Source organism: Streptomyces sp. NPDC088766 (assembly GCF_044750845.1).
Taxonomy (GTDB): Bacteria; Actinomycetota; Actinomycetes; order Streptomycetales; family Streptomycetaceae; genus Streptomyces.
In genome coordinates, this window is sequence record NZ_JBIVKQ010000004.1 from 291,124 (window position 1) to 312,056 (window position 20,933).

The following is a 20,933-nucleotide window of genomic DNA, read 5'->3' on the forward strand; positions in this document are numbered from 1 at the left end:
GTCCGAGGGAGGGCCCCGGGGCCCCGGGGTCCCTAGGGAACGGTGCGCGAGACGACGTACACCATGGGGAATATCGGGTTGCCCGTGTTCACCACCACGTCCTGGGTGGGCTGGGGGTCCTTCTGCTTGCGGACGAAGCCGTAGTAGTCGCCGGGCCGGGAGCCGGGTCCGGCGAACTTCCAGCCGGTGATGCTCCGGTCGCGCTCGCTGATCGTGATGTCGTCCTTCTTCAGGTCGGACCGGCTGTAGCCGAGTTCGGCGAGGAAGGCGTCCAGGCCCGCGTGGGTGGTCTGGAACTGGACGTAGAGACGGCTGGTCCGCCAGTTGTTCGTCTCGTAGTAGGCGACCTTGTTCGACGGGTGCGGGACCGGCACCTGGTAGAGACGCTGCTGGACCTTGGACGGCCAGGCCTCGGTGAGTCCGGTCGCCGAGTACTTGGCCTCCTTGTCCTTGCCGCTGTCGCGGCTCTGGTTGGCGGAGATCACCAGGTAGCCGGCCGGGACGCCGATGAGCAGCCCGATGATGAGCAGGGTGAGCGCGCGGCGGCGGATCACGTGGCCGCGGGCCTCGGGCGGGCGGGACGGTTCGTCCGGGTGGGCGGACCGGTGGGACACGACGGCCGTCACGCGGTGTCCCCGGTGGCGCGGCGGGCGGCCTCCGCGAACCGCTCGAAGCGTTCGTGGCGCTCGACGCGGCGCCGGTTGGCGCGCCGGAAGCGGCGGGCGACGAGACGGGCCAGGTCGGCGGCGCCGACCATGCCGGCCTCGGGGCCGAGCTGGGCGCGGACGATCCGGGCCTCGGGGCGGTAGCCGCGTCCGGTGAGCTGCCGCTTGAACGCGTCGCGCGCGGGACCGATGAGCAGGTCGTCGGCGGCGGAGACACCGCCGCCGATCACGAAGCAGGACGGGTCGAGCGCGGCGGCCAGGTTGGCGATGCCGACGCCGAGCCACTGGCCGATGTCCTGGAGCAGTTCGATGCACATCGCGTCGCCCTCGCGGGCCAGCTCGGTGATCATCGGGCCGGTGATGTCACCGATCTGCCCCTTGACGTGCTCGATGATCCCGTACGCCACCGGGGAATCGGCGGCGGCCAGCTCCTTGGCCTCTCTGACCAGCGCGTTCCCGCTGCTGTACTGCTCCCAGCAGCCGCGGTTGCCGCACGGGCAGCGGTGGCCGCCGGGTACCACCTGCATGTGGCCGAACTCGCCCGCGACGCCGTACTTGCCGCGCTTGACCTGGCCGTCCTCCAGAATGGCGCCGCCGATGCCGGTCCCGAGGGTGATCATGACGAGGTGGTCCTCGCCGCGGCCCGCGCCGAAGCGCCATTCCGCCCAGGCGGCGGTGTTGGCGTCGTTGTCGACGAGGACGGGCACCGCGAGGCGGCCGGCGATGCGGTCGCGCAGTGGCTCGTTGCGCCAGGACAGGTGGGGGGCGAACAGGACGCGGTTGCGGTCGGCGTCGACCCAGCCGGCGGCGCCGATGCCGACCGCGTGCACGTCGTGCCGGTCGGACAGGTCCAGGACCAGTTCCACGATCGTGTCCTCGACGACCTTGGGGCTCTTGGACTTGTCCGGGGTCTCCGTGCGGACCTTCTCCAGGATGTTGCCGTCCGCGTCGACGACGCCCGCCATCACCTTGGTGCCGCCGATGTCGATCCCGACCGTGGGCACCCGGGGCGCGGTCAGGTGGGAGCGGCGCTCGCGGGTGCCGACCGTGCGCAGCGCGGTGGCTCGGCGGGAGCCGATGGGGGCGGTGAGGTCGCGGTAGGTGCTCATCGTGGCCGATTCTGCCGCACGGGTACCCGCGGTGCCGAACGCGGGAGGCGGGGTGTGTGCGCGTTGTCGGCCGCGGGCGCGTCGTGGCCTGTCGCGCCCACGCGGCAAAGCCGCGCACCGGTACGGCCCCACGCCCCTCAGGGACGCTGCAACTCGTGGCGCAGGTCGTCCAGGTCGCTGCCGCCCGCCATCTGCTCGGTCAGCTCGTCCAGGGTGATCTCGTCCCGCGTGTGGCTTCCCACCATGGTCCCCCGCCGCAGCAGCACGAACCGGTCGCCCACCAGATGGGCGTGGTGGGGGTTGTGGGTGATCAGTACGACCCCCAGGCCCCGGTCGCGGGCGGCGGCCACGTATTTCAGGACCACGCCGGACTGCTTGACGCCCAGGGCGGCCGTCGGCTCGTCGAGGATCAGGACCTTCGCGCCGAAGTACACCGCGCGGGCGATGGCGACGCACTGGCGTTCGCCGCCGGAGAGGGTACCGATGGGCTGGTCCACGTCGCGCAGGTCGATGCCCATGCGCAGGAGTTCGGCGTGGGTGGTGCGGCGCATGAGGTCGACGTCCATGCGCTTGAAGGGGCCGGTTCCCTTGCGGGGTTCCGAGCCGAGGAAGAAGTTGCGCCAGACCGGCATCAGCGGGACGACGGCCAGGTCCTGGTGGACGGTGGCGATGCCGCGGTCCAGGGCCTCGCGCGGGGAGGACAGCCGGGTCTCCTCGCCGTCGAGGCTCAGGGTGCCGCCGTCGTGCCCGTGCAGACCGGCGATGATCTTGATGAGGGTGGACTTGCCCGCGCCGTTGTCGCCGAGGACGCAGGTGATGCGGCCGGCGTGGACCTCCAGGGAGACGCCTTCGAGGGCGCGGACGTTGCCGTAGTGCTTGCTGACGCCGGACAGCTCGACGAGCGGCGTACGGCTGTCGGTCGGCGTCTGTGTGCGTGCCTGTGCCTGTGCCTGCGTTTGGGTCTGCGTTTGGGTCTGCGTCTGCGTCTGTGTCTGTCCCTGTGTCCGGGTCACTTGGTGGCCTCCGCGCGCTTGCGGACCCAGGCGTTGAGCAGGGTCGCGAGGAGCAGCATCGCTCCGAGGAAGAACTTGAACCAGTCGGGGTTCCATTCGGCGAAGACGATGCCCTTGCTCGTCATGCCGAAGATGAGCGCGCCGACCGCCGATCCGGCCGCGCTGCCGTAGCCGCCGGTGATCAGGCAGCCGCCGATGACGGCGGCGATGATGTAGATCAGCTCGTTGCCGACGCCCTCGCCGGACTGGACGACGTCGTACGAGAACAGCAGGTGCTGGCCGGAGATCCAGGCTCCGAGGGCGACGCCCATGTACAGGCCGATCCTGGTCCTCGCGACGGGGACGCCGACCGCGCGGGCCGCGTCCTGGTTGCCGCCTACGGCGAGGATCCAGTTGCCGGCGCGGGTGCGCAGCAGGATCCAGGAGGCCACCGCGACCAGGGCGAACCACCACAGGATCGTGATCTTGACGTTGACGTCGCCGATGGTCAGGGTGGACGCGAAGACGTCGTGGGCGCCGGCGAAGCCCTCCATGTCGGCGATGGTCTTCGTCGAGACGGTGCCGTCGATCAGCTTGGTGAAGCCGAGGTTCATGCCGGTCAGCATCAGGAAGGTGCCGAGCGTGATGATGAAGCTGGGCAGCCCGGTGCGGGTGAGCATGAGGCCGTTGAAGGCCCCGATGGCCAGGGTGACCAGCAGGGAGACCCCGACGCCGACCCAGACGTTCGCCGTCATCTGGTAGCTGAACATCGACGACACCAGCGCCGAGGACGTGACCAGCACACCGGCCGAGAGGTCGAACTCGCCGCCGATCATCAGCAGCGCGACCGGGACGGCCATGATGCCGATGGTCGAGGACGCGTACAGGACCGTGCTGAGGCTGCTCGCGCGCAGGAAGCTGTCGGCGGCGAGGGCGAAGAAGACGAACACCGCGAGCGCGCCGACGACCGAGCCCAGTTCGGGGCGGCCGAGGAGCTTGCGCAGCGGGGAGACCCGCAGCAGCCGTTCGTCCGGGGTGAGCGCGCTCATCGGGTGCCCCGCTCGGCGTACGCGGCCAGCTCATCCGCCTGGTCCTTCGTGATGATCTGCGGTCCGGTCAGGACGGGTCCGCCGCCGCCGAGCACGTCGGCGTTGTACTTGTACAGCCACAGCAGGTCGACGGCCTGGTAGCCCTGGAGGTACGGCTGCTGGTCGACGGCGAAGCCGAGGGTGCCGTCCGCCAGGCCCGCGGCCACCTTGGCGTTGAGGTCGAAGGTGTCGATCTCGGCCTTGCTGCCGGCACCCTGCCCGGCCTTGACGGCGGTGTCGGCGAACGGCGCGCCGAGGGTGACGACGGCGTCGGTCGACGGGTCGGCCTGGAGCCTGGCCTCGATGGCCGACTGCACGTCGGGCATGTTGGTACCGGTGACGTAGAGGTCGGTCACCGTGCCGGTGAAGGTCTTGGCGACGCCGTCGCAGCGCTGCTCGTGGCCGACGTTGCCCTGCTCGTGCAGGACGCAGATCGCCTTCTTCTTCCCGCGCCGGTTCAGCTCCTCGCCGACGGCCTCGCCGGCGATGGTCTCGTCCTGGCCGATGTGGGTGAGCGCGCCGAACGCCTTCGACTCCGCCGAGCCGGAGTTCACCGTGATCACGGGGATGCCGGCCTTGCGGGCGCGGGCCAGGGCGGCCTTCATCGCGTCGGGCTTGGCGAGGGTGACGATGATGCCGTCGACCTTCTTGTCGACCGCCGCGTCGACCAGCTGCGCCTGCTGCTGGGCCTCGTCGTCGTGGGAGTACAGGAAGTTGATGTTGTCCTTGACCGCGGCCTGCTTCGCGCCGCTCTGGACGATGTCCCAGAAGGTGTCGCCGTCACCCGAGTGGGTGATCATCGCGAAGGTCCAGCGGGGGGTGTCGACCGCCGCCCGGCCCTGCGCGGCGGCTGCCTCGCGGGCGTCCTCGGCACGCTTTCCCCCGGTACTGCTGCACCCCGCGAGACAGACGCAGAGCACCCCCGCCAACGCGATCCCTGTCCAGGTCCCAAACCGTGCCACGAGGCCGTGCCCTTCTTGCCGTGTGCTGCCGTACGCGCGCCTCCGGTGTTCTCTCACCGGACGCAAACGCCCCAGTATCGAACACGGGGATCACGCGTCGCACGGCCGGGGACCGCGAGCCGGTCGCATTGTCCGGACATTGCGACGCGGGCGGTCCTCGGGAGGGTGTGCGCTACGGCCGCACCAGCAGCTGGAACTCGAAGGAGTAGCGGGCGGGGCGGTAGATGTGGTCGCCGAACTCGACCGCGCGGCCCGTGTCGTCGAAGGTGGTGCGCCGCATGGTGAGCAGCGGGGCGCCCTCCGGCTCGGCGAGGCGCTCGGCCTCGGCGGCGGTGGCGGCGCGGGCGCCGATGGACTGGCGGGCGCTGTGCAGGGTGATCCCGGCCGCCCGCATCATCCGGTACAGGCCCGTGGTCTCCAGCTGGGCGGTGTCCAGGTCCAGCAGGCCGGAGGGGATGTGGTTGGACAGGTACGCCATCGGCTCCCCGTGTGCGAGCCGCAGCCGCTCCACGCGGTGCACCTCGCTGCCCTCGGCCACCGCGAGCGCGGCGGCGACCTCGGCGGACGCGGGGACGACGGTGTTGACCAGGACCGTCGTCGCGGGGCGCTGGCCGGCCGCCTCCAGGTCGTCGTAGAGGCTGCTCAGTTCCAGGGGGCGCTTGACCTGGCTGTGCACGACCTGGGTGCCGACGCCCCGGCGGCGGACCAGCAGGCCCTTGTCCACGAGGGACTGGATGGCCTGGCGGACGGTCGGGCGGGACAGGCCGAGCCGGGCGGCCAGCTCGATCTCGTTGCCCAGCAGGCTGCCCGGGGTGAGCGCTCCGTGCTCGATCGCCGCCTCCAGTTGCTGGGACAGCTGGAAGTACAACGGCACCGGAGAGCTTCGGTCCACACGGAGTTCGAGCTGCACGGTCGGGTCCACCTCTGGTTTCGGCACGGGCTCGAGCGTAGCTCCGCGACCGGTTGACGGGAAGTCGTGTAGTCAGATTGTCCGGACAAACACATTGACAGGTACCGGACTTCGACGTCACCTTGATTCCATGCGCATCGGGGTCATCGGGACGGGCCGCATCGGCACCATTCATGCGAACACGCTCAGCCGTCACCGCGAGGTCGGATCCCTCATCCTGACGGACACGCAACCCGCGCGGGCGGCGGAGCTGGCGCTGCGGCTGGGCGAGACGGCCGCGCCGGGGGTCGAGGAGATCTTCCGGTGGGGCGTGGACGCGGTGGTGATCACCACGGCGACCTCGGCCCACGCCGAGCTGATCGGCCGGGCGGCGCGCTCGGGGCTGCCGGTGTTCTGCGAGAAGCCGATCGCCCTGGACCTGGCCGGCACCCTGGCGGCGATCGCCGAGGTGGAGGCCGCCGGAACGGTCCTCCAGATGGGGTTCCAGCGCCGCTTCGACGCCGGTTACACGGGCGCCCGCGAGGCGGTCCGCTCGGGCCGGCTCGGACGGCTGCACACCGTGCGCGCGGTGACCTCCGACCAGTCACCGCCGCCCGCCGCGTGGCTGCCGGTGTCCGGCGGCCTGTTCCGGGACGCGCTGATCCACGACTTCGACGTCCTGCGCTGGGTGACCGGACGCGAGGTGACCGACGTCTACGCCGCCGGATCGGACGCCGGGCCCGCGATGTTCCGCGCCGCGGGAGACGTCGACACCGCGGCCGCGGTCCTCACCCTCGACGACGGCACCCTCGCCACGGCCACGGCGACGCGGCTGAACGGCGCGGGGTACGACGTCCGCATGGAGCTGGCCGGGGAACTCGACCAGGTCGTGGTGGGACTCGACGACCGCACGCCGATCGCCTCCACCGAGCCGACCGGGCCGCCGGCGGCCGACAAGCCGTGGACCGGCTTCCTGGAGCGCTTCGGGCCCGCGTACGAGGCGGAGCTGATCGCCTTCGTCGATGTCGTACGGGGCGGGCGGGCCAACCCCTGCGACGGCCGCGAGGCCCTCCAGGCCCTGCGGATCGCCGAGGCCTGCGAGGTGTCCCGGCGCGAGCGGCGGGCCGTGTCGCTGGCGGAGATCCCGGACTCGCCGGAAGAAGAAACGGAAGCGACGGGGGCGTAGCGGGCGGTGCTCGCGGTGTGCGCCGCGCCCCGGCGGTGCGGGCGGTGCTCGCGGCACGTGCGGGCGCGCGGTGCTCTCGGCGCGGTGGACGGTGCGGGCGGTGTGTCGCAGTGCCTGCGGTGTCGCGCTCCCGGTGCTCGCGTTCGCCCTGTTCGCCGCCGCGGAGAGCCGGGAACCCGGCTGAACGCGGGCCGGGCTCCCGGCCGGTGGCGCCGTTCTCCGCGGGCCGGCCGGGTCAGCAGTCGTGGTCGACCAGGTCGAAGCTCGCGTAGTGGTCGGCGGTGTAGTAGTCCTCTTCGTACTGCTGACCGGTCACGATGCGCCGCGCGCCGCGCGTGGAGGAGCCCGGTGTCTTGACCGTGTACTCGTGGTAGTAGCCCGAGGACTTCGAGGGCAGGACGCCTTCCCGGTTCTGGAAGACGGATCCGTCCTGCGAGTACGGGAACGGGCCGCCCTGGTCGATCAGCCGCAGCGTGGTGTACGCCTGCGAGGGCAGGTCGCTGTAGCAGATGCTGCCGACCGCGGTCGCCGCGGCGGTCGCCGGCCCGGCGGAGACGGTTCCGCCGACGAGGAGGACGGACAGGAGGGCGGCGGCACCGCCGGTGCGAGTGATCCGTGGGGGGAATCTCATGCCTTCATGATGACGCGCGTAGACGATGGCATGTCAATGACAACTTCGAAGAATTTCCCGTCAAGTGCGTTGAGTTTTCCGGCAGTTAACCTGCGCCGGGCCCCGACACGGCCGAGGTCGACGTCCGTTCGCCGCCAGCGTGGCCGGCCGTCCGGCGCTGGAATGAAGCCATGACGACTTCGGACAGGACACTGAACGGCAAGGTGGCGCTGGTGACCGGCGGCAGCCGTGGCATCGGCGCGGCGACGGCGGTACGGCTGGCGCGCGAGGGCGCGGACGTGGCGCTGACGTACGTGAACGGCAAGGAGGCCGCCGACGACGTCGTGCGGGCCGTCGAGGCGCTGGGGCGCCGGGCGGTGGCCCTGCGGGCGGACTCGGCGGACGCCGCGGAGGCCGCGGGCGCGGTCAGGGCGGCGGCCGAGGCGCTGGGCGGGCTCGACGTGCTGGTGAACAACGCGGGGATCGGGGTGCTCGGTCCGCTGGAGGACCTGTCGCTCTCCGACGTGGACCGGGTGCTCGCGGTGAACGTGCGGGGTGTCTTCCTGGTCTCGCGGGCGGCCGCCGGGCGGATGACGGCCGGGGGCCGGATCATCACGATCGGGAGCTGCATGGTCCAGCGGGTGCCGGGGCCCGGCGGGACGCTGTACGCCCTGAGCAAGTCGGCGCTGGTCGGGCTGACGAAGGGGCTCGCCAGGGAGCTGGGGCCGCGGGGGATCACCGCGAACCTCGTCCATCCCGGGCCCATCGACACGGACATGAATCCGGCGGACGGGCCGTACGCGGCGGGCCAGGCGGCGATGACGGCGCTGGGGCGGTTCGGGACGGCGGCGGAGGTGGCGTCGACGGTGGCCCACCTGGCGGGCGCCGCCTATGTGACGGGGGCGGAGTTCGCGGTGGACGGCGGCCACGCGGCGTGAGCCACCCCCTGGGGCCCGACCCGGGGCCCTGGGGCCCGAAAGGAATCCCGCCGCCGCTTCCCGGCCCGGCCCGGCCTGGCCCGGCCCTGCCCTGGAGGCTGCCGCCCCCGGACCCCCGCGTCGGCCCTGGGGACGGGCCTCGTCCCCGCCGTCCTCCCGGAGGGGCGCCCCCGGACCGGCTGGATGCCCGTCGGCTCAGCCGCCCAGTTCCTGGTGCCTGGCCCGGAGGGCCGCCGCGCCGTCCTCCGTCAGGGAGCCGATGAGGCGCAGGCGCGAGATGCCTCCGTCCGGGTAGATGTCCACGCGCGCGTGGGTGCCCACCACCGGGGCCGGGAGCACGAAGCGATGGTTCGTGTCCGGCTGGAGGCGGGTGCGCGCGAGGACCTCCCGCCAGTCGCCTTCCTCGCCGTTCCCGCCGTTCCCGCCGTTCCCGCCGTCCCGCACGGACACCGCCGCCCAGCCGGCGCTGTTGCCCTTGAGGTACGCCGTGTCGATCTCCAGCGCCCGGATCTCCGCCCGCGCCGCCAGCCGGTACCGGATCCAGTCGTTGCCCCGGTCCCGGCGCCGCCGCGTCTCCCAGCCGTCGTCCATCTTGCGGGAGCGTCCCGGCCGGATGGTGTTGACGGCCGGTGAGTAGAAGAGGTCGGAGGCGTCCTCGGCCTGCCCGCCGTTCTCGAGGGCGACGACGTCGAAGGTGCCGAGGACGGCGAGCCAGTCGGGGTCGGGGACGACCTCGCCGTACACGCGGAGGCGGGCGATGCCCCCGTCGGGGTACTGGTTGACCCGCAGGTGCGTGAAGCGCCGTTCGACCGACACGGCGAAGCCGTTCGCCGCGTGGCCACCGACGGGGGTGCGCGGGACGAGCGTCGTCCAGGCGACGTCGTCCCCGAGGAGTTCGCGGGGCGACGGCGAGCCCGGCACCGAGGCGCCCTCGACCGACACGGCCTGCGGGTGGTTGCCGCGGAAGTGGGCCGTGTCGACGACGATCCCGCGGATCACGCCGGGCGCGCCGAGCCGGACCAGCGCCCAGTCGTGGTCGTCGGCCGCGGGCCACGGGTGCTCGGCGGAGACGCCGCGGCGTCGGCGGGTCTCCCAGCCGTCCATGATCTTGCCCTTGTGCCCGAAGCGCTCGGGGTCGAACTCGGCGGGTCCGGGCAGCAGCAGGTTCTCCCGCTGGGCGAAGAACTCGTCGTTGGCGGCGACGACGGCGGCGCCGAGCTGCCGGTCGGCGAGGTTGGTGTGGTGGGTGAAGGGGAGGTCGGCGGTGCGGTGGTCGGCGTAGGGGTCGCCGCCGCCGTAGGGGTTCGCGTCGCCGGTGAAGCCGGGAATCGCCGTCACGGTGATCAGGGGTTCCTTTCGGAGGTCGGCCGGGTGCGGGCGGGTGCGGGGTGAGCCGGCGGCCGCGGGTTCAGTGGCCGCGGGTGAGGAGGCGGCCCTTCGGGGCGGTGAACTCGCCGTCGGTGACGATGCGTTCGCCGCGCAGCCAGGTGGACTTCACGACTCCGTACAGGGTCTTGCCGGCGTAGGCGGTGACCCGGTTGCGGTGCTGGAGGGCCGCCGGGTCGACGGTGAACGTCTCGTCGGGCGCGAGGACCGCGAAGTCGGCGTCCCGGCCCGCCTCGATGGCGCCCTTGCGGTCGAGGCCGACGAGTGCCGCCGTGCGCGTCGACATCCAGCGGACCACGTCCTCCAGGCCGTGGCCGCGCCGTCTCGCCTCCGTCCAGACGGCGGCGAGGCTGAGTTGCAGGCCGGAGATGCCGCCCCAGGCGGTGGCGAAGTCGCCGGTCTTGAGGTCGGCGGTGGACGGGGAGTGGTCGGTGACCACGCAGTCGATGGTGCCGTCGGCCAGCGCCTGCCACAGGAGGTCCTGGTTGGCGGCCTCCCGGATGGGCGGGCAGCACTTGAACTCGCTGGCGCCGTCGGGAACTTCCTCGGCGGTGAGGGTGAGGTAGTGCGGGCAGGTCTCGACCGTGACGCGCACGCCCTCGGCCTTCGCGGCGGCGATCAGCGGCAGCGCGTCGCCGGAGGACAGGTGCAGGACGTGCACGCGCGCGTGGAGGCGTTTCGCCTGCGCGACGAGGCTCGCGACGGCGGTGTCCTCGGCGTCGCGCGGACGGCTGGCGAGGAAGTCGGCGTACCTCGGTCCGCCCTGCCGGGGGGCGGCGTCGAGATGGTGCGGGTCCTCGGCGTGCACGATCAGCAGGCCGTCGAACCCGGCGATCTCGGCCAGCGAGCGGGCCAGTCCGTCCTGGTCGAGGTGGGGGAACTCGTCCACGCCGGACGGCGAGAGGAAGGCCTTGAAGCCGAAGACCCCGGCGTCGTGCAGCGGGCGCAGGTCCTCGACGTTGCCGGGCAGGGCGCCGCCCCAGAAGCCGACGTCGACGTGCGCCTTGTCGGCGGCCACCCGCCGCTTGGTGCGGAGGTGTTCGACCGTCGTGGTCGGCGGGAGGGAGTTGAGGGGCATGTCGACGAGGGTGGTGATGCCGCCGGCCGCCGCCGCGCGCGTGGCGGTCCAGAAGCCCTCCCATTCGGTGCGCCCCGGGTCGTTGACGTGGACGTGCGTGTCGACGAGGCCGGGCAGCAGGATGTCGTCGCCGAGGTCCTCCGGGCGGGCGCCGGGCGGTGTGGCGGCGTCGTACGGGAGTACGGCCGTGATCGTGCCGGCGGACACCGCGACCGAGGCGGCGCGGGTCCCTTCCGGGGTGATGACGCGCGTCGAGCGCAGTACCAGTTCGGCGTCGGACACCCGGACCCCTCTCTGCCGCTGTTCACTTCCGGGAAACGGAAGGAGGCCGGGGACGCGCCCGGGGGCGCACTTCCGCGCAACCTCCCCGTAACAAAATTCAACGTTCTGTTGAAGGAGTCTTCACTCCCGGCCGTCGCGCCGTCAAGGGCCCGCTTCTCCGCCGTGCAACCGTCGCCACCGCTCCGGTTTTTCCCGCAAGACGAAATTGACATTCCGACCAGTGGAACACCGTTCCGCGCCAGCGAGGAGCCGACCGGCCGCCGGGTAGGCTTCAGCCCCTCCCGCCAGTTGCGAAAGGAACGCGCCGTGCCGACGTCCAGCGCCAGCACCACCGACTCCGCCAAGTCCGGCAGCGGTGGGGTCCAGTCCCTCGAGCGCGCCTTCGACCTGCTGGAGCGGATGGCGGACGCGGGCGGGGAGGTCGGCCTCAGCGAGCTGTCCGCGAGCAGCGGGCTCCCGCTGCCGACGATCCACCGGCTGATGCGCACCCTGGTCGCCTGCGGATACGTCCGCCAGCAGCCGAACCGCCGCTACGCGCTCGGCCCACGGCTGATCCGGCTCGGCGAGTCCTCCGCCCGGCTGCTCGGCAGCTGGGCCCGCCCCCACCTGGCCCGCCTGGTCGAGGAGACCGGCGAGACGGCCAACATGGCACTGCTGGACGGCGACGAGGTCGTGTACGTGGCGCAGGTGCCGTCGAAGCACTCGATGCGGATGTTCACCGAGGTCGGCCGTCGCGTCCTGCCGCACTCCACGGGCGTGGGAAAGGCCCTGCTCGCGGGCTTCCCGGACGCCGAGGTGCGCGCGCTGCTCGCCCGCACCGGCATGCCGGCCGCGACGGACCGGACGATCACCACCCCGGAGGGCTTCCTGGCGGCCCTGGAGGAGGTCCGCAGCACCGGTTACGCGGTGGACGACAACGAGCAGGAGATCGGCGTGCGCTGCCTCGCGGTCCCGGTGCCCGACTCCCCCACCGCGGCGGCCGTCTCGATCTCCGGCCCGGCGGGACGCGTCACCGAGGCCGCCACCGAAAGGATCGTGCCGGTGCTCCAGCAGGTGGCCCGGGAGCTGTCCGAGGCGCTGTCGCACACGGGCGGCACGACCGCCTGAGGCCCGGCCACCACACCGAGCGGGTCACCCTCCTGACGGACCCTCACCCCCGCCCCGGCTCCCCGAACAGCTCCACCGCGCTCCGCACGTCCGACAACCCCCGCGCCAGCGCGCTCACCGAGCCGATCGCGCCCGCGATCAGCAGCAGGGAGCGGTGCAGCCGGGGTGTCTCCGGGATGCCGTGGGCCGCCATCGCGGCGAGTCCGGCGAGTTCGTCCTCGGCGATGATCCGGTCCGGGAAATCGGCCGGATGCGCGGCGAGTTCGCGGCGCAGTCGGGACACCGCCGTCCGCAGTTCCGCCACCCTCGGATCCTCGTCGCTGCCGGTCACCGACCTCTGCCCCAGACTCCGCAACACAACTCCCCCCTGCGCACGTATCCCGTGCGTACGTACATAGCGTCCTCGTGACGGTGGTCAGGCGCGCTGAGGACGCGGGCCAGTAAACGCCACGCGGCACCCGCTCCGCCACACCGGGGGCCGAAATTCAGCCCCGCGACACCACGCGGCCGGCGCCCCGTCAGGTATGCAGGACCCATGACGCACACGGAAGCCCAGGTCGCCGGAGTGCTCCTCGCCGCGGGCGGGGGGCGGCGCCTCGGCGGTCGCCCGAAAGCGCTGTTGACGCACCGGGGGCGCCCGCTCGTCGAACACGCGGCGGAGGCACTGCGCGCGGCCGGCTGCACGCGCGTGCACGTGGTACTGGGGGCCGCCGCCGACGCCGTACGGGAGCGGGCGCGGCTCGGCGGGTGCGCGGTGGTGGTGAATCCGGACTGGGAGCGGGGCATGGGCGGCTCGCTGCGGGCGGGCCTGGACTCGCTGGCCGGGACGGGGGCGCGGGCCGCGCTGGTCTGCCTGGTCGACCAGCCGGGCATCGGGGAGCGGGCGCTGGCGCGGGTGCTCGCCTCCTACGAGGACGAGACGTCGCTGGCGTCCGCCGCCTACGACGGGAGGCGGGGGCACCCCGTGCTGCTCGGCGCCGCCCACTGGGCCGGCGTCGCGGCGACCGCGACCGGCGACCGGGGGGCACGCGACTACCTGGCGGCCCACGAGGAGGAGATCCGGCTGGTGGAGTGCGGGGACGTGGCGCGGCCGTACGACATCGACACCGTCGGCGATCTGGTCCACCTCGAATGAGCGGTGCGGCACGGAAGGCGGCACAGGGGGCGATCCTCCCCCGGCCCGAAGAGTCTCGACATCAACAAACCATTGAACTTCCACAATGAGGAAACTAGTATCCACTGGTCAGAAGTGTTCGGTAGCTCCCCGAGCGCTCCCCGCCGTACCCGGGCCCCCTGGCATCCGGTGCCAGGCTCGCTGAAGGAAGTGACAGCTCATGTCCGCACCCGTGCCGTCCCCGGCGGCCGTCGTCGACGCCGGACCCCTGCCCCGGCAGGAGGAGGTCCTCACCGACGCGGCCCTCGCCTTCGTGGCCGAGCTGCACCGCCGGTTCACGCCACGCCGTGACGAACTCCTCGCCCGCCGTGCGGAGCGCCGCGCCGAGATCGCCCGCACCTGCACGCTCGACTTCCTCCCGGAGACCGCCGCCATCCGCGCCGACGACTCCTGGAAGGTGGCCCCCGCACCCGCCGCCCTGGAGGACCGCCGCGTCGAGATCACCGGCCCCACCGACCGCAGGATGACCGTCAACGCCCTCAACTCGGGCGCGCGGGTCTGGCTCGCGGACTTCGAGGACGCCTCCGCGCCCACCTGGGAGAACGTCGTCGGCGGCCAGCTCAACCTGATCGACGCGTACCGCGGGAACATCGACTTCACCGACCCGGGGTCCGGCAAGTCGTACGCCCTGCGCCCCGACGGGGAGCTGGCGACCGTCGTCATGCGGCCGCGCGGCTGGCATCTCGACGAACGGCACCTGCGGGTCGACGGCCGGGCGGTCCCCGGCGCCCTCGTCGACTTCGGCCTGTACTTCTTCCACAACGCCCGGCGGCTGCTCGACCTCGGCAAGGGACCGTACTTCTACCTCCCGAAGACCGAGTCGCACCTCGAAGCCCGCCTGTGGAACGACGTGTTCGTGTTCGCGCAGGACCACGTCGGCATCCCGCGGGGCACCGTGCGCGCGACCGTCCTCATCGAGACGATCACCGCCGCATACGAGATGGAGGAGATCCTCTACGAACTCCGCGACCACGCCTCGGGATTGAACGCGGGCCGCTGGGACTACCTGTTCTCCATCATCAAGAACTTCCGGGACGGCGGCGCCAGGTTCGTGCTGCCGGACCGCAACGCCGTCACGATGACCGCCCCGTTCATGCGGGCCTACACCGAACTCCTCGTGCGCACCTGCCACAAGCGCGGCGCCCACGCCATCGGCGGGATGGCGGCCTTCATCCCGTCCCGCCGGGACCCCGAGGTCAACAAGGTCGCCTTCGAGAAGGTCCGGGCCGACAAGGACCGTGAGGCGAACGACGGTTTCGACGGTTCCTGGGTCGCCCACCCCGACCTGGTGCCGATCGCCATGGAGTCCTTCGACCGGGTGCTCGGCGACCGTCCCCACCAGAAGGACCGGCTGCGCGAGGACGTCGACGTCAGGGCGGGCGACCTGATCGCCGTCGACTCGCTGGCGGCCCGCCCGACGTACGCCGGTCTCGTCAACGCCGTGCAGGTCGGCATCCGTTACATCGAGGCATGGCTGCGCGGACTGGGCGCGGTCGCCATCTTCAACCTGATGGAGGACGCGGCCACGGCCGAGATCTCCCGCTCGCAGATCTGGCAGTGGATCAACGCGGGTGTCGAGGTCGAGCACGACGGCACGACGGTGCGGGTGACGCCGGAGCTGACCCGGGAGGTCGCCGCCGCCGAACTGGCCGCGATCCGCGCCGAGACCGGCGAGGAGGCCTTCGCGGCCGGCCACTGGCAGCAGGCCCACGACCTGCTGCTGACGGTCGCCCTGGACGAGGACTACGCCGACTTCCTCACCCTGCCGGCCTACGAACAGCTCGAGGGCTGACGCCTCCGAAGGCTCATTCCGGCCTGTCCGGCCCGTCCGGCCTGTCCGGCCCGTCCGGCCTGTCCGGTCCATCCGGCCCGTCCGAGTGGCCCAGGGACCTTCCCGGGGCCACCCGGTCGCGGACGAGCCGCTTGACCGCGGTGGGCTCCGGGAAACCCTGCTCACGGCGGTCCCAGACGACCTCGTCGCCGACCCGGACGACGAAGACCCCGCCCCTGCCCGGCCTGAGGGCCAGTTCGGTCAGCTCCGCCTCGAAGGTGGTGAGCAGCTCCTGCGCCAGCCAGGCCGCGCGGGGCAGCCAGCGGCACTGGGTGCAGTACTCGATCTCGACCCGCCGCGGGTCGCTCTCCTCGGGCCGTGTGTCCGTCATCCGAGGTGCACCGACCAATCCTGTTCCGCGGCCGGCTTGCCGTGCAGGTCGGGGACCCGCTTGAGCCAGTCCGGCCGTCCTTGCCGCGTCCTCGCCGCCCGCCGGGCCTCCTCGGCGGCGAGTTCTTCCCCGGTGGGGAAGTCCGTGGGCAGCCACGCCGCGGAGGCCCGTACGCGCGCGTGGAGGTGGTTCACGTACGCCGTCCTGGCCTCGTCGGCGGTGGCGAAGGCGGGCTCGTCCAGCAGCCAGGCGTCCGGGACCTCGGCCACGATCCGCCGCAGGAGTTCCTCGGTGACCCTGGGCGCCAGTTCGGCGTCGGCGGCCCGGACGTCGGGGGCGTAGCGGCCGAGGGCGTGGTGGCGGAAGTCGTACCTCTTCGCCGGGTCGGAGCCGTCCCAGCGGTGGTGGAAGACGAGGGCGGCCCCGTGGTCGATCAGCCACAGGCGCGGCGGCACGGTGCCGAGCGTGGGCCACACCATCAGGTTGGAGCTGTGCACGGTCCGGTCGACGTTGACCGTGAGGGCGTCGAGCCAGACGATCCGGCCGGCCTCCAGGGGGTCCACGGGGAACACCTCGGCGACCTCGGGGGTGAGGTCCCGCGCGCCCGGCAGGAGGTCCATGCCGAGGTTGAGGCCGTGGCTGGCGGCGTGCAGGTCGCGCACCTCCTGGTGGGGCTCGCCGTCGGCGATCGCCGGGTCGAAGTGGACCAGGACCAGTTCGGGGAAGCGCAGCCCGAGCGCCCGCGCCAGCTCGCCCACGACCACCTCGGCGACCAGCGCCTTGCGGCCCTGCGCGGAGCCGGTGAACTTCACGACGTAGGTGCCCAGGTCGTCGGCCTCGACGACGCCGGGGACGGAGCCGCCGGAGTGGAGGGGTTCGACGTAGCGGGTCGCGGTGACCTCTCTCAGCATGGCCGAAGGCCCCGTCGCGCATCCGTCCCATGTTCCACGGCCGCCTCCAAGGTGCTGCGATCCGGGGAAACGCACGCCGTCACCCTCGGGGACGACCTGGGGCGTTCCGACCGGCACGCTCGTCCTCCCTTCCCCGGCAGTCCGTCGATGGCGGTGCGGCCCCTGCTTCCCTTCCGGTGCCTCCGTTCCGGCATCCGGCATGAGGTGAGCATAGTGACCAGGGGTGACAGTCGGCCAGGAACACCCGAGCGGGCCGGGCACGCGTCCGGGACCAGGCCGTCAGACGGCGACCACGTGCACGTCCGTCGGCGCGAGGACCCTCAGGTGGGCCCGGATGTCCCCCGGGTCGGTGGTGAAGACCACCGCGCTGCCGTGCCGGGCAGCTGCCAGGGCCACCCAGGCGTCCACCGCGTCCGGACGCTTCTTCGTGGGCAGGCCCGCCCGCCCCAGAGCGGTGCCGATGCGCCGCCAGTCCGCGAGGTCCGGGCCCGTCGCGCAGGCCAGGCATTCCGGACGGCCGGCCTTCGTCTCACGGATGGGCGGCTCGGACGTACGGGCCTGAGGGACCGTGCAGTCCTTCAGGATTCAGGACGTCGGACAGGGCGTGCACCAGCTCCGGCTGGGGGCGCCACACCTGGGCGAGGACCGGTCCGAGCACCAGCGCCCGGTGCGGGACCGTGCGCAGCCCTTCGTGAAGGGCCACCGCCTTCGCCTTGCGGTCGGCGAGTGCGATGAGCATGCCGGTGTCGTAGACCGGCACCCGTGCGCTCACGCGGCGTGTCCCGGACGGCGGCCCTGCCGGTCCCGGCCGCGGACGAGCCCCAGGGCCTCCTCGACCTCACGGCGTTCCTGCTCCGTCAGTTCCGCGGCCGGTTCCGGGGCGGGTTCGGCGGGCAGCCCGACCGCCGCCCGCTCCGCCCGGGCGATGAGCGCGTCCACCTCGGCGAACTGTTCCTCCATGGCATCGCTCTCGGCCATCTGACGCGTAGCGGCGTGCACCAGGTACGCCGAGACGTCCGTGCCCGCCCTTTCCGCATGCTGTCTGATGCGTTCGGCCTGGTGCTGCTCCGGGCTGATGGTGATGCGCGTTTTCGCCATGAGGGCATCGCAATACGCGTATGACGGCAGCACGAATGCATTGTCGCGGGTTACCGGGCACGCCCCTTCAGGAGTTCGGATCACGTGCCCGCCAGCGGATTGGGCAACGGCAGGTAGCGGGCGTCGGCGCCGTCCGCGTCTGTCCAGCGCAGCAGCAGGTTGGTCTTGCCGGGCAGGGTGGGCGCCGTGAGGAGGGCGCGCACCTCGGGGAGGTCGTGGCGGGCCAGCTCGCGGCGGGCGGCGGGCCAGGGGTCGAGGCCGGGGTGGTGTTCGGCCAGGGCGGCGGCGACCTCGGTGAGGTGGTTGACGACCAGGCAGTACACGAGCCGCTCCCAGCCGGCGGCCCGCTCCACGTCGGGCAGCAGTTTGACGCCCTCGGCGTCCCGGAACAGGGCCTGTACCGGCAGTCCGGCGGCGTCGACGGCGACCAGGGTGTTCTGGAGGTGGGCCTCCAGGACGACGCCGTGGTCGGCGAAGGCGGCGAGCGCCGGGGGGACGACCGCGCGCAGGTACGCCTCCCACCAGAGCGCCGGGTCGGCCGCGGCGGCGAGCGGGCTGCCCTCGAAGCCCTCCACGAGGCCCGCGGCGAGCAGCGGGGTCGCGCCGGGCGTCACGTGCGCGTGCAGCCCGTCGCGGACCAGCACGGCGAGTTCCTCGAAGGCGAAGCCGGCGGTGCGGTACCCGCGGTCGCTGAGCCAGGCCGCGGGGCCGCAGGCCGTCTCGAAGGCCTGGGCGACGGCCGCGTCGGTCCGGCGGAGCCTGAGCAGGTCGTGCCGCCAGAGCCGACGGATGTCGTTGGTGATGCGCACGTCGAGGCTGACCTTCAGGAACAGGTCCCGCCCGGGTGCGTACAGCGTGCGTACGGCGGCGGTGGGCCAGGCGTCGAAGGCCGTGGTGCCGAGCCGGATCAGGCGGCCGTCGGCGAAGGCGGGGGCGAGCGCGGTGCGGGCCAGGTCGAGCTGCCAGGGGTGGGCGGGCAGCAGCCGGTAGCCGGGCGGGGCCTCGCCGAGGGCGTCCAGCGCGGCGGTGTCGCCCTCCTCCACCACCGTGTCCTCGCGCAGCCCCAGCAGCACCAGCGGGAAGCGGGCGTGGGCCTCGGGCGCGTACGGCAGCCAGCTCTCGGGCGGGCCGCCGCCGCGGGTCTTGGGGGCGGGGTGGTGGGGATGGCCGGTGAGGAGGGACTGCTCGGAGCGCAGGTAGGGGTCCTCGGGCGGGGCGGCACGCGCGCGCGTGGCGAGGAGCGCGGCGACGGCGTCCCTGCTGTCCAGCATCTCGGCGGGCAGCCCGGGGTTGGTCAGGCCGGTGCGGTGGTGCAGTTCCGTGCCGGCCAGGCCGACGAGGCCGCGGTGGTCGAGCCGGTGCCAGGCGCCGTCCGCGTGCACCTCGGGTTCGGCGGGCCGCCGGGTGCCCCGCACCCGCAGCAGGCGGCCGGAGGGCAGCCGGTACACCTGCCGTACGCCGTCCCCGTCCCCGTCCCCGGAGTACGGCTCGGCCACCTCCCGCAGCAGGCAGTTCAGCAGCGGCGCGGCCGCGAGGGCGTCGGCACGCGCGGCGAGGGCGTCCGGTGACCCGGTGGGTCCGGCACCCGGTCCGGCGGCGTCGGCGCCCGGCACGGTACCGGCGACCGGGGGGATGAGGTCCACGCGTTCCACTGGTTCCTTACGGTTCTTTCGGGCGGAGAAGATCAGTATCGCCGGGGTCACGACCCGTCCGTGACCTCCCGCTCGTGCCCGACCTGTACCGACCTGTACCCGACCCGTACCCGAGGAGCCCGCCCGTGCACCGTCCCCCCACCGCCGAGGCCGAGCTGGCCGCCGGTCTCGCCGCCGTGCGCCCCGCGCTCGGTGCGCGGTTCGCGGCCGAGCTGCCCGGCGCCCGTGCGGCCGTGCTGACCCGCCTGTGGCGGGCGCTCGCGCACGAGCCGCTGCCGTGGGTCGTGCGCCGGGAGCCGTCCCGGGACGGCCTGACGCTGCGTCTCGCCGACGGCCGCCGCCTGCACGGCCCGCGCTGCGACCCGTACGCGACCGCCGACCGGGTGCGGGCCGTCGACCTGGACGGGACGGCGTACGACGATCCCGCGCGGCTGACGACGGCCCTCGCCGTGCCGTACGGCGAGGGCCTCGCCGCCGAGCTGGCGGACAGTACGGCGTCGTTGGCGCTGTCCCGGGCGGGGCAGGAGCCCGGGTGGCGCCACCGGCGGGAGTGGCCCGCGCACGACTGGGAGTGGGAGCAGCGGGTGGTCGACGGGCACCCTTACCACCCCAACTGCCGTTCGCGGCCGGGCTTCTCGGTGGCCGAGCAGCTGGCGTACGGGCCGGAGCACCGGCCGCCGCCGGTGCGGCTGGATCTGCTGCCGGTGCCGGCCGGCGAGTGTCTGGTGTCGGGCGGATGGCCCGCCGCACTGCGGGACGGTGGACGGCTGATGATCCCGGTGCACCCCTGGCAGGCGGCGCACGTGCTGAAGCGGTCGGGCGCGGAGGGCGTCGCCGCGCATCCGCTGATGTCGCTGCGCACGCTCGCGGTGCCGGGCGGACCGCACGTGAAGACGGCGCTGAGCGCCCGGCTGACGTCGTCGGTGCGGGACATCTCGGTGGGTTCGGTCGCCGCCTCGGCGGCCCTGTCGGCGTTCGCGGAGGGCCTGGCGGAACGCACGGACGGCCTGCTGCACACGACCCGCTCGCTCGGGGCGGTCACCGCGAACTCCCCGGACCTGGCGGCCGTGCTGCGGGAGTCGCCCGCCGTGTACGCGGGGCCGGGCGAGCACGTCGTCCCGGTGGCCGCCCTCGCCACCACCGGACTGCCGTCCTCGCCCGTCTGGTCGGCACGGTTCGCCCGGCTCGCCCTGACCGTGGGGCTGCGGCTGCTGGAGCAGGGCGTGGCGCTGGAGGCACACGGGCAGAACCTGCTGGTGGTGCTGTCGGCGTCGGGGGCGCCGGTGCGGCTGGTCTACCGCGACCTGGCCGACATCCGGGTCAGCCCGGCGCGGCTGGCCCGGCACGGCGTGGCGGCGCCGGAGCTGCCGGCCCGGATCCTGACGGACGACGTACCGGCGCTGCGCCGCAAACTGTTCGGCTCGCTGGTCGCGGGCGCGCTGGCGGCCACCGTGGGCGGCGGGGAGGCGCTGGGCACGGCGCTGGCCGAGGCCCTCGCGGGGATGCCGGACACGGCGGACCTGCGGGCGCTGCGCGAGGAGCCGGTGCCGGTGAAGGCGCTGACGCTGATGCGGCTGTCGCCGGACGTGCCCGGCGACCAGTGGGCGCGGCTGCCCAATCCGCTCGCGGGGCACGAGTTCTGAA

The 20,933-nt window shown here is 73.2% G+C and carries 21 protein-coding genes; 6 read left to right on the plus strand and 15 right to left on the minus strand.

Features of this window, described 5'->3' with window-relative positions:
• Positions 1 to 32 precede the first annotated feature (32 nt).
• The 6 genes from ACIP5W_RS08440 to ACIP5W_RS08465 all read right to left on the minus strand — a co-directional run bounded on the left by ACIP5W_RS08440 (position 33) and on the right by ACIP5W_RS08465 (position 5,726).
• Entirely contained in the window at positions 33 to 626 is a 594-nt protein-coding gene (locus tag ACIP5W_RS08440) for a sugar kinase (RefSeq protein ID WP_401468624.1), read from the minus strand.
• Positions 623 to 1,774, minus strand: a complete 1,152-nt coding sequence (locus ACIP5W_RS08445) for an ROK family glucokinase (protein ID WP_401468627.1) — start codon at positions 1,772 to 1,774, stop codon at positions 623 to 625. Before ACIP5W_RS08445 ends, ACIP5W_RS08440 begins: the two co-directional genes overlap by 4 nt.
• A gap of 137 nt (positions 1,775 to 1,911) precedes the next feature.
• A complete protein-coding gene (locus ACIP5W_RS08450; RefSeq protein WP_401469006.1) occupies positions 1,912 to 2,667 on the minus strand; it encodes an ATP-binding cassette domain-containing protein in 756 nt (251 codons plus the stop codon).
• A 116-nt stretch (positions 2,668 to 2,783) separates the two neighbouring features.
• The gene (locus ACIP5W_RS08455; protein ID WP_401468630.1) at positions 2,784 to 3,815 is read right to left on the minus strand and encodes an ABC transporter permease; all 1,032 of its coding nucleotides are present in this window, start codon (positions 3,813 to 3,815) and stop codon (positions 2,784 to 2,786) included.
• Positions 3,812 to 4,816, minus strand: coding sequence for a sugar ABC transporter substrate-binding protein (locus ACIP5W_RS08460; protein WP_401468633.1), 1,005 nt, complete (start codon positions 4,814 to 4,816; stop codon positions 3,812 to 3,814). Before ACIP5W_RS08460 ends, ACIP5W_RS08455 begins: the two co-directional genes overlap by 4 nt.
• Before the next feature lie 172 nt (positions 4,817 to 4,988).
• Complete coding sequence (locus ACIP5W_RS08465; protein ID WP_366059478.1) at positions 4,989 to 5,726, minus strand: GntR family transcriptional regulator; 738 nt, start codon at positions 5,724 to 5,726, stop codon at positions 4,989 to 4,991.
• Between the two features lie 130 nt (positions 5,727 to 5,856).
• Between ACIP5W_RS08465 and ACIP5W_RS08470 the strand changes: the two genes are divergently transcribed.
• Positions 5,857 to 6,891, plus strand: a complete 1,035-nt coding sequence (locus tag ACIP5W_RS08470) for a Gfo/Idh/MocA family oxidoreductase (protein WP_401468636.1) — start codon at positions 5,857 to 5,859, stop codon at positions 6,889 to 6,891.
• A 235-nt stretch (positions 6,892 to 7,126) separates the two neighbouring features.
• Here the strand turns inward: ACIP5W_RS08470 and ACIP5W_RS08475 are convergent, their stop codons facing one another.
• Positions 7,127 to 7,522, minus strand: coding sequence for a ribonuclease domain-containing protein (locus tag ACIP5W_RS08475; protein ID WP_401468639.1), 396 nt, complete (start codon positions 7,520 to 7,522; stop codon positions 7,127 to 7,129).
• A 170-nt stretch (positions 7,523 to 7,692) separates the two neighbouring features.
• Here ACIP5W_RS08475 and ACIP5W_RS08480 point away from each other — a divergent pair, with 170 nt between their 5' ends.
• Entirely contained in the window at positions 7,693 to 8,439 is a 747-nt protein-coding gene (locus ACIP5W_RS08480; protein ID WP_401468641.1) for an SDR family oxidoreductase, read from the plus strand.
• A gap of 195 nt (positions 8,440 to 8,634) precedes the next feature.
• On the opposite strand, the gene alc is transcribed toward ACIP5W_RS08480, so the two are convergent.
• Both alc and allB read right to left on the minus strand, forming a co-directional pair.
• The gene (gene alc, locus ACIP5W_RS08485; RefSeq protein ID WP_401468644.1) at positions 8,635 to 9,777 is read right to left on the minus strand and encodes an allantoicase; all 1,143 of its coding nucleotides are present in this window, start codon (positions 9,775 to 9,777) and stop codon (positions 8,635 to 8,637) included.
• A gap of 70 nt (positions 9,778 to 9,847) precedes the next feature.
• Entirely contained in the window at positions 9,848 to 11,185 is a 1,338-nt protein-coding gene (gene allB / locus ACIP5W_RS08490; protein ID WP_401468647.1) for an allantoinase AllB, read from the minus strand.
• 306 nt (positions 11,186 to 11,491) lie between these two features.
• Here allB and ACIP5W_RS08495 point away from each other — a divergent pair, with 306 nt between their 5' ends.
• On the plus strand, positions 11,492 to 12,292 hold the full coding sequence (locus ACIP5W_RS08495) for an IclR family transcriptional regulator (protein ID WP_401468650.1): 801 nt from the start codon (positions 11,492 to 11,494) through the stop codon (positions 12,290 to 12,292).
• Positions 12,293 to 12,335: 43 nt separating this feature from the next.
• Here ACIP5W_RS08495 and ACIP5W_RS08500 read toward each other — a convergent pair whose 3' ends face one another.
• Complete coding sequence (locus ACIP5W_RS08500) at positions 12,336 to 12,623, minus strand: DUF5955 family protein (protein ID WP_401468654.1); 288 nt, start codon at positions 12,621 to 12,623, stop codon at positions 12,336 to 12,338.
• A gap of 204 nt (positions 12,624 to 12,827) precedes the next feature.
• Between ACIP5W_RS08500 and ACIP5W_RS08505 the strand changes: the two genes are divergently transcribed.
• Together ACIP5W_RS08505 and aceB are read left to right on the plus strand one after the other, a co-directional pair.
• Positions 12,828 to 13,427, plus strand: a complete 600-nt coding sequence (locus ACIP5W_RS08505) for an NTP transferase domain-containing protein (protein WP_401468657.1) — start codon at positions 12,828 to 12,830, stop codon at positions 13,425 to 13,427.
• A gap of 199 nt (positions 13,428 to 13,626) precedes the next feature.
• Positions 13,627 to 15,258 (plus strand): malate synthase A, encoded by a 1,632-nt coding sequence (aceB, locus tag ACIP5W_RS08510; RefSeq protein ID WP_401468660.1) that lies wholly within the window; start codon positions 13,627 to 13,629, stop codon positions 15,256 to 15,258.
• A gap of 13 nt (positions 15,259 to 15,271) precedes the next feature.
• On the opposite strand, the gene ACIP5W_RS08515 is transcribed toward aceB, so the two are convergent.
• From ACIP5W_RS08515 to ACIP5W_RS08535, 5 genes are all read right to left on the minus strand, one after another.
• Positions 15,272 to 15,628: a SelT/SelW/SelH family protein gene (locus tag ACIP5W_RS08515; protein WP_401468663.1), complete on the minus strand. Its 357-nt coding sequence runs from the start codon at positions 15,626 to 15,628 to the stop codon at positions 15,272 to 15,274.
• The gene (locus tag ACIP5W_RS08520) at positions 15,625 to 16,539 is read right to left on the minus strand and encodes a HipA family kinase (protein WP_401468665.1); all 915 of its coding nucleotides are present in this window, start codon (positions 16,537 to 16,539) and stop codon (positions 15,625 to 15,627) included. Before ACIP5W_RS08520 ends, ACIP5W_RS08515 begins: the two co-directional genes overlap by 4 nt.
• A gap of 529 nt (positions 16,540 to 17,068) precedes the next feature.
• Positions 17,069 to 17,311, minus strand: coding sequence for a hypothetical protein (locus ACIP5W_RS08525; protein ID WP_401468667.1), 243 nt, complete (start codon positions 17,309 to 17,311; stop codon positions 17,069 to 17,071).
• Positions 17,308 to 17,637, minus strand: a complete 330-nt coding sequence (locus ACIP5W_RS08530) for a hypothetical protein (protein ID WP_401468670.1) — start codon at positions 17,635 to 17,637, stop codon at positions 17,308 to 17,310. Before ACIP5W_RS08530 ends, ACIP5W_RS08525 begins: the two co-directional genes overlap by 4 nt.
• Positions 17,638 to 17,717: 80 nt before the next feature.
• A complete protein-coding gene (locus tag ACIP5W_RS08535; RefSeq protein ID WP_401468672.1) occupies positions 17,718 to 19,289 on the minus strand; it encodes an IucA/IucC family protein in 1,572 nt (523 codons plus the stop codon).
• Between the two features lie 125 nt (positions 19,290 to 19,414).
• On the opposite strand from ACIP5W_RS08535, the gene ACIP5W_RS08540 reads away from it, so the two are divergent.
• A complete protein-coding gene (locus ACIP5W_RS08540) occupies positions 19,415 to 20,932 on the plus strand; it encodes an IucA/IucC family protein (protein WP_401468675.1) in 1,518 nt (505 codons plus the stop codon).
• Position 20,933: the final 1 nt, after the last annotated feature.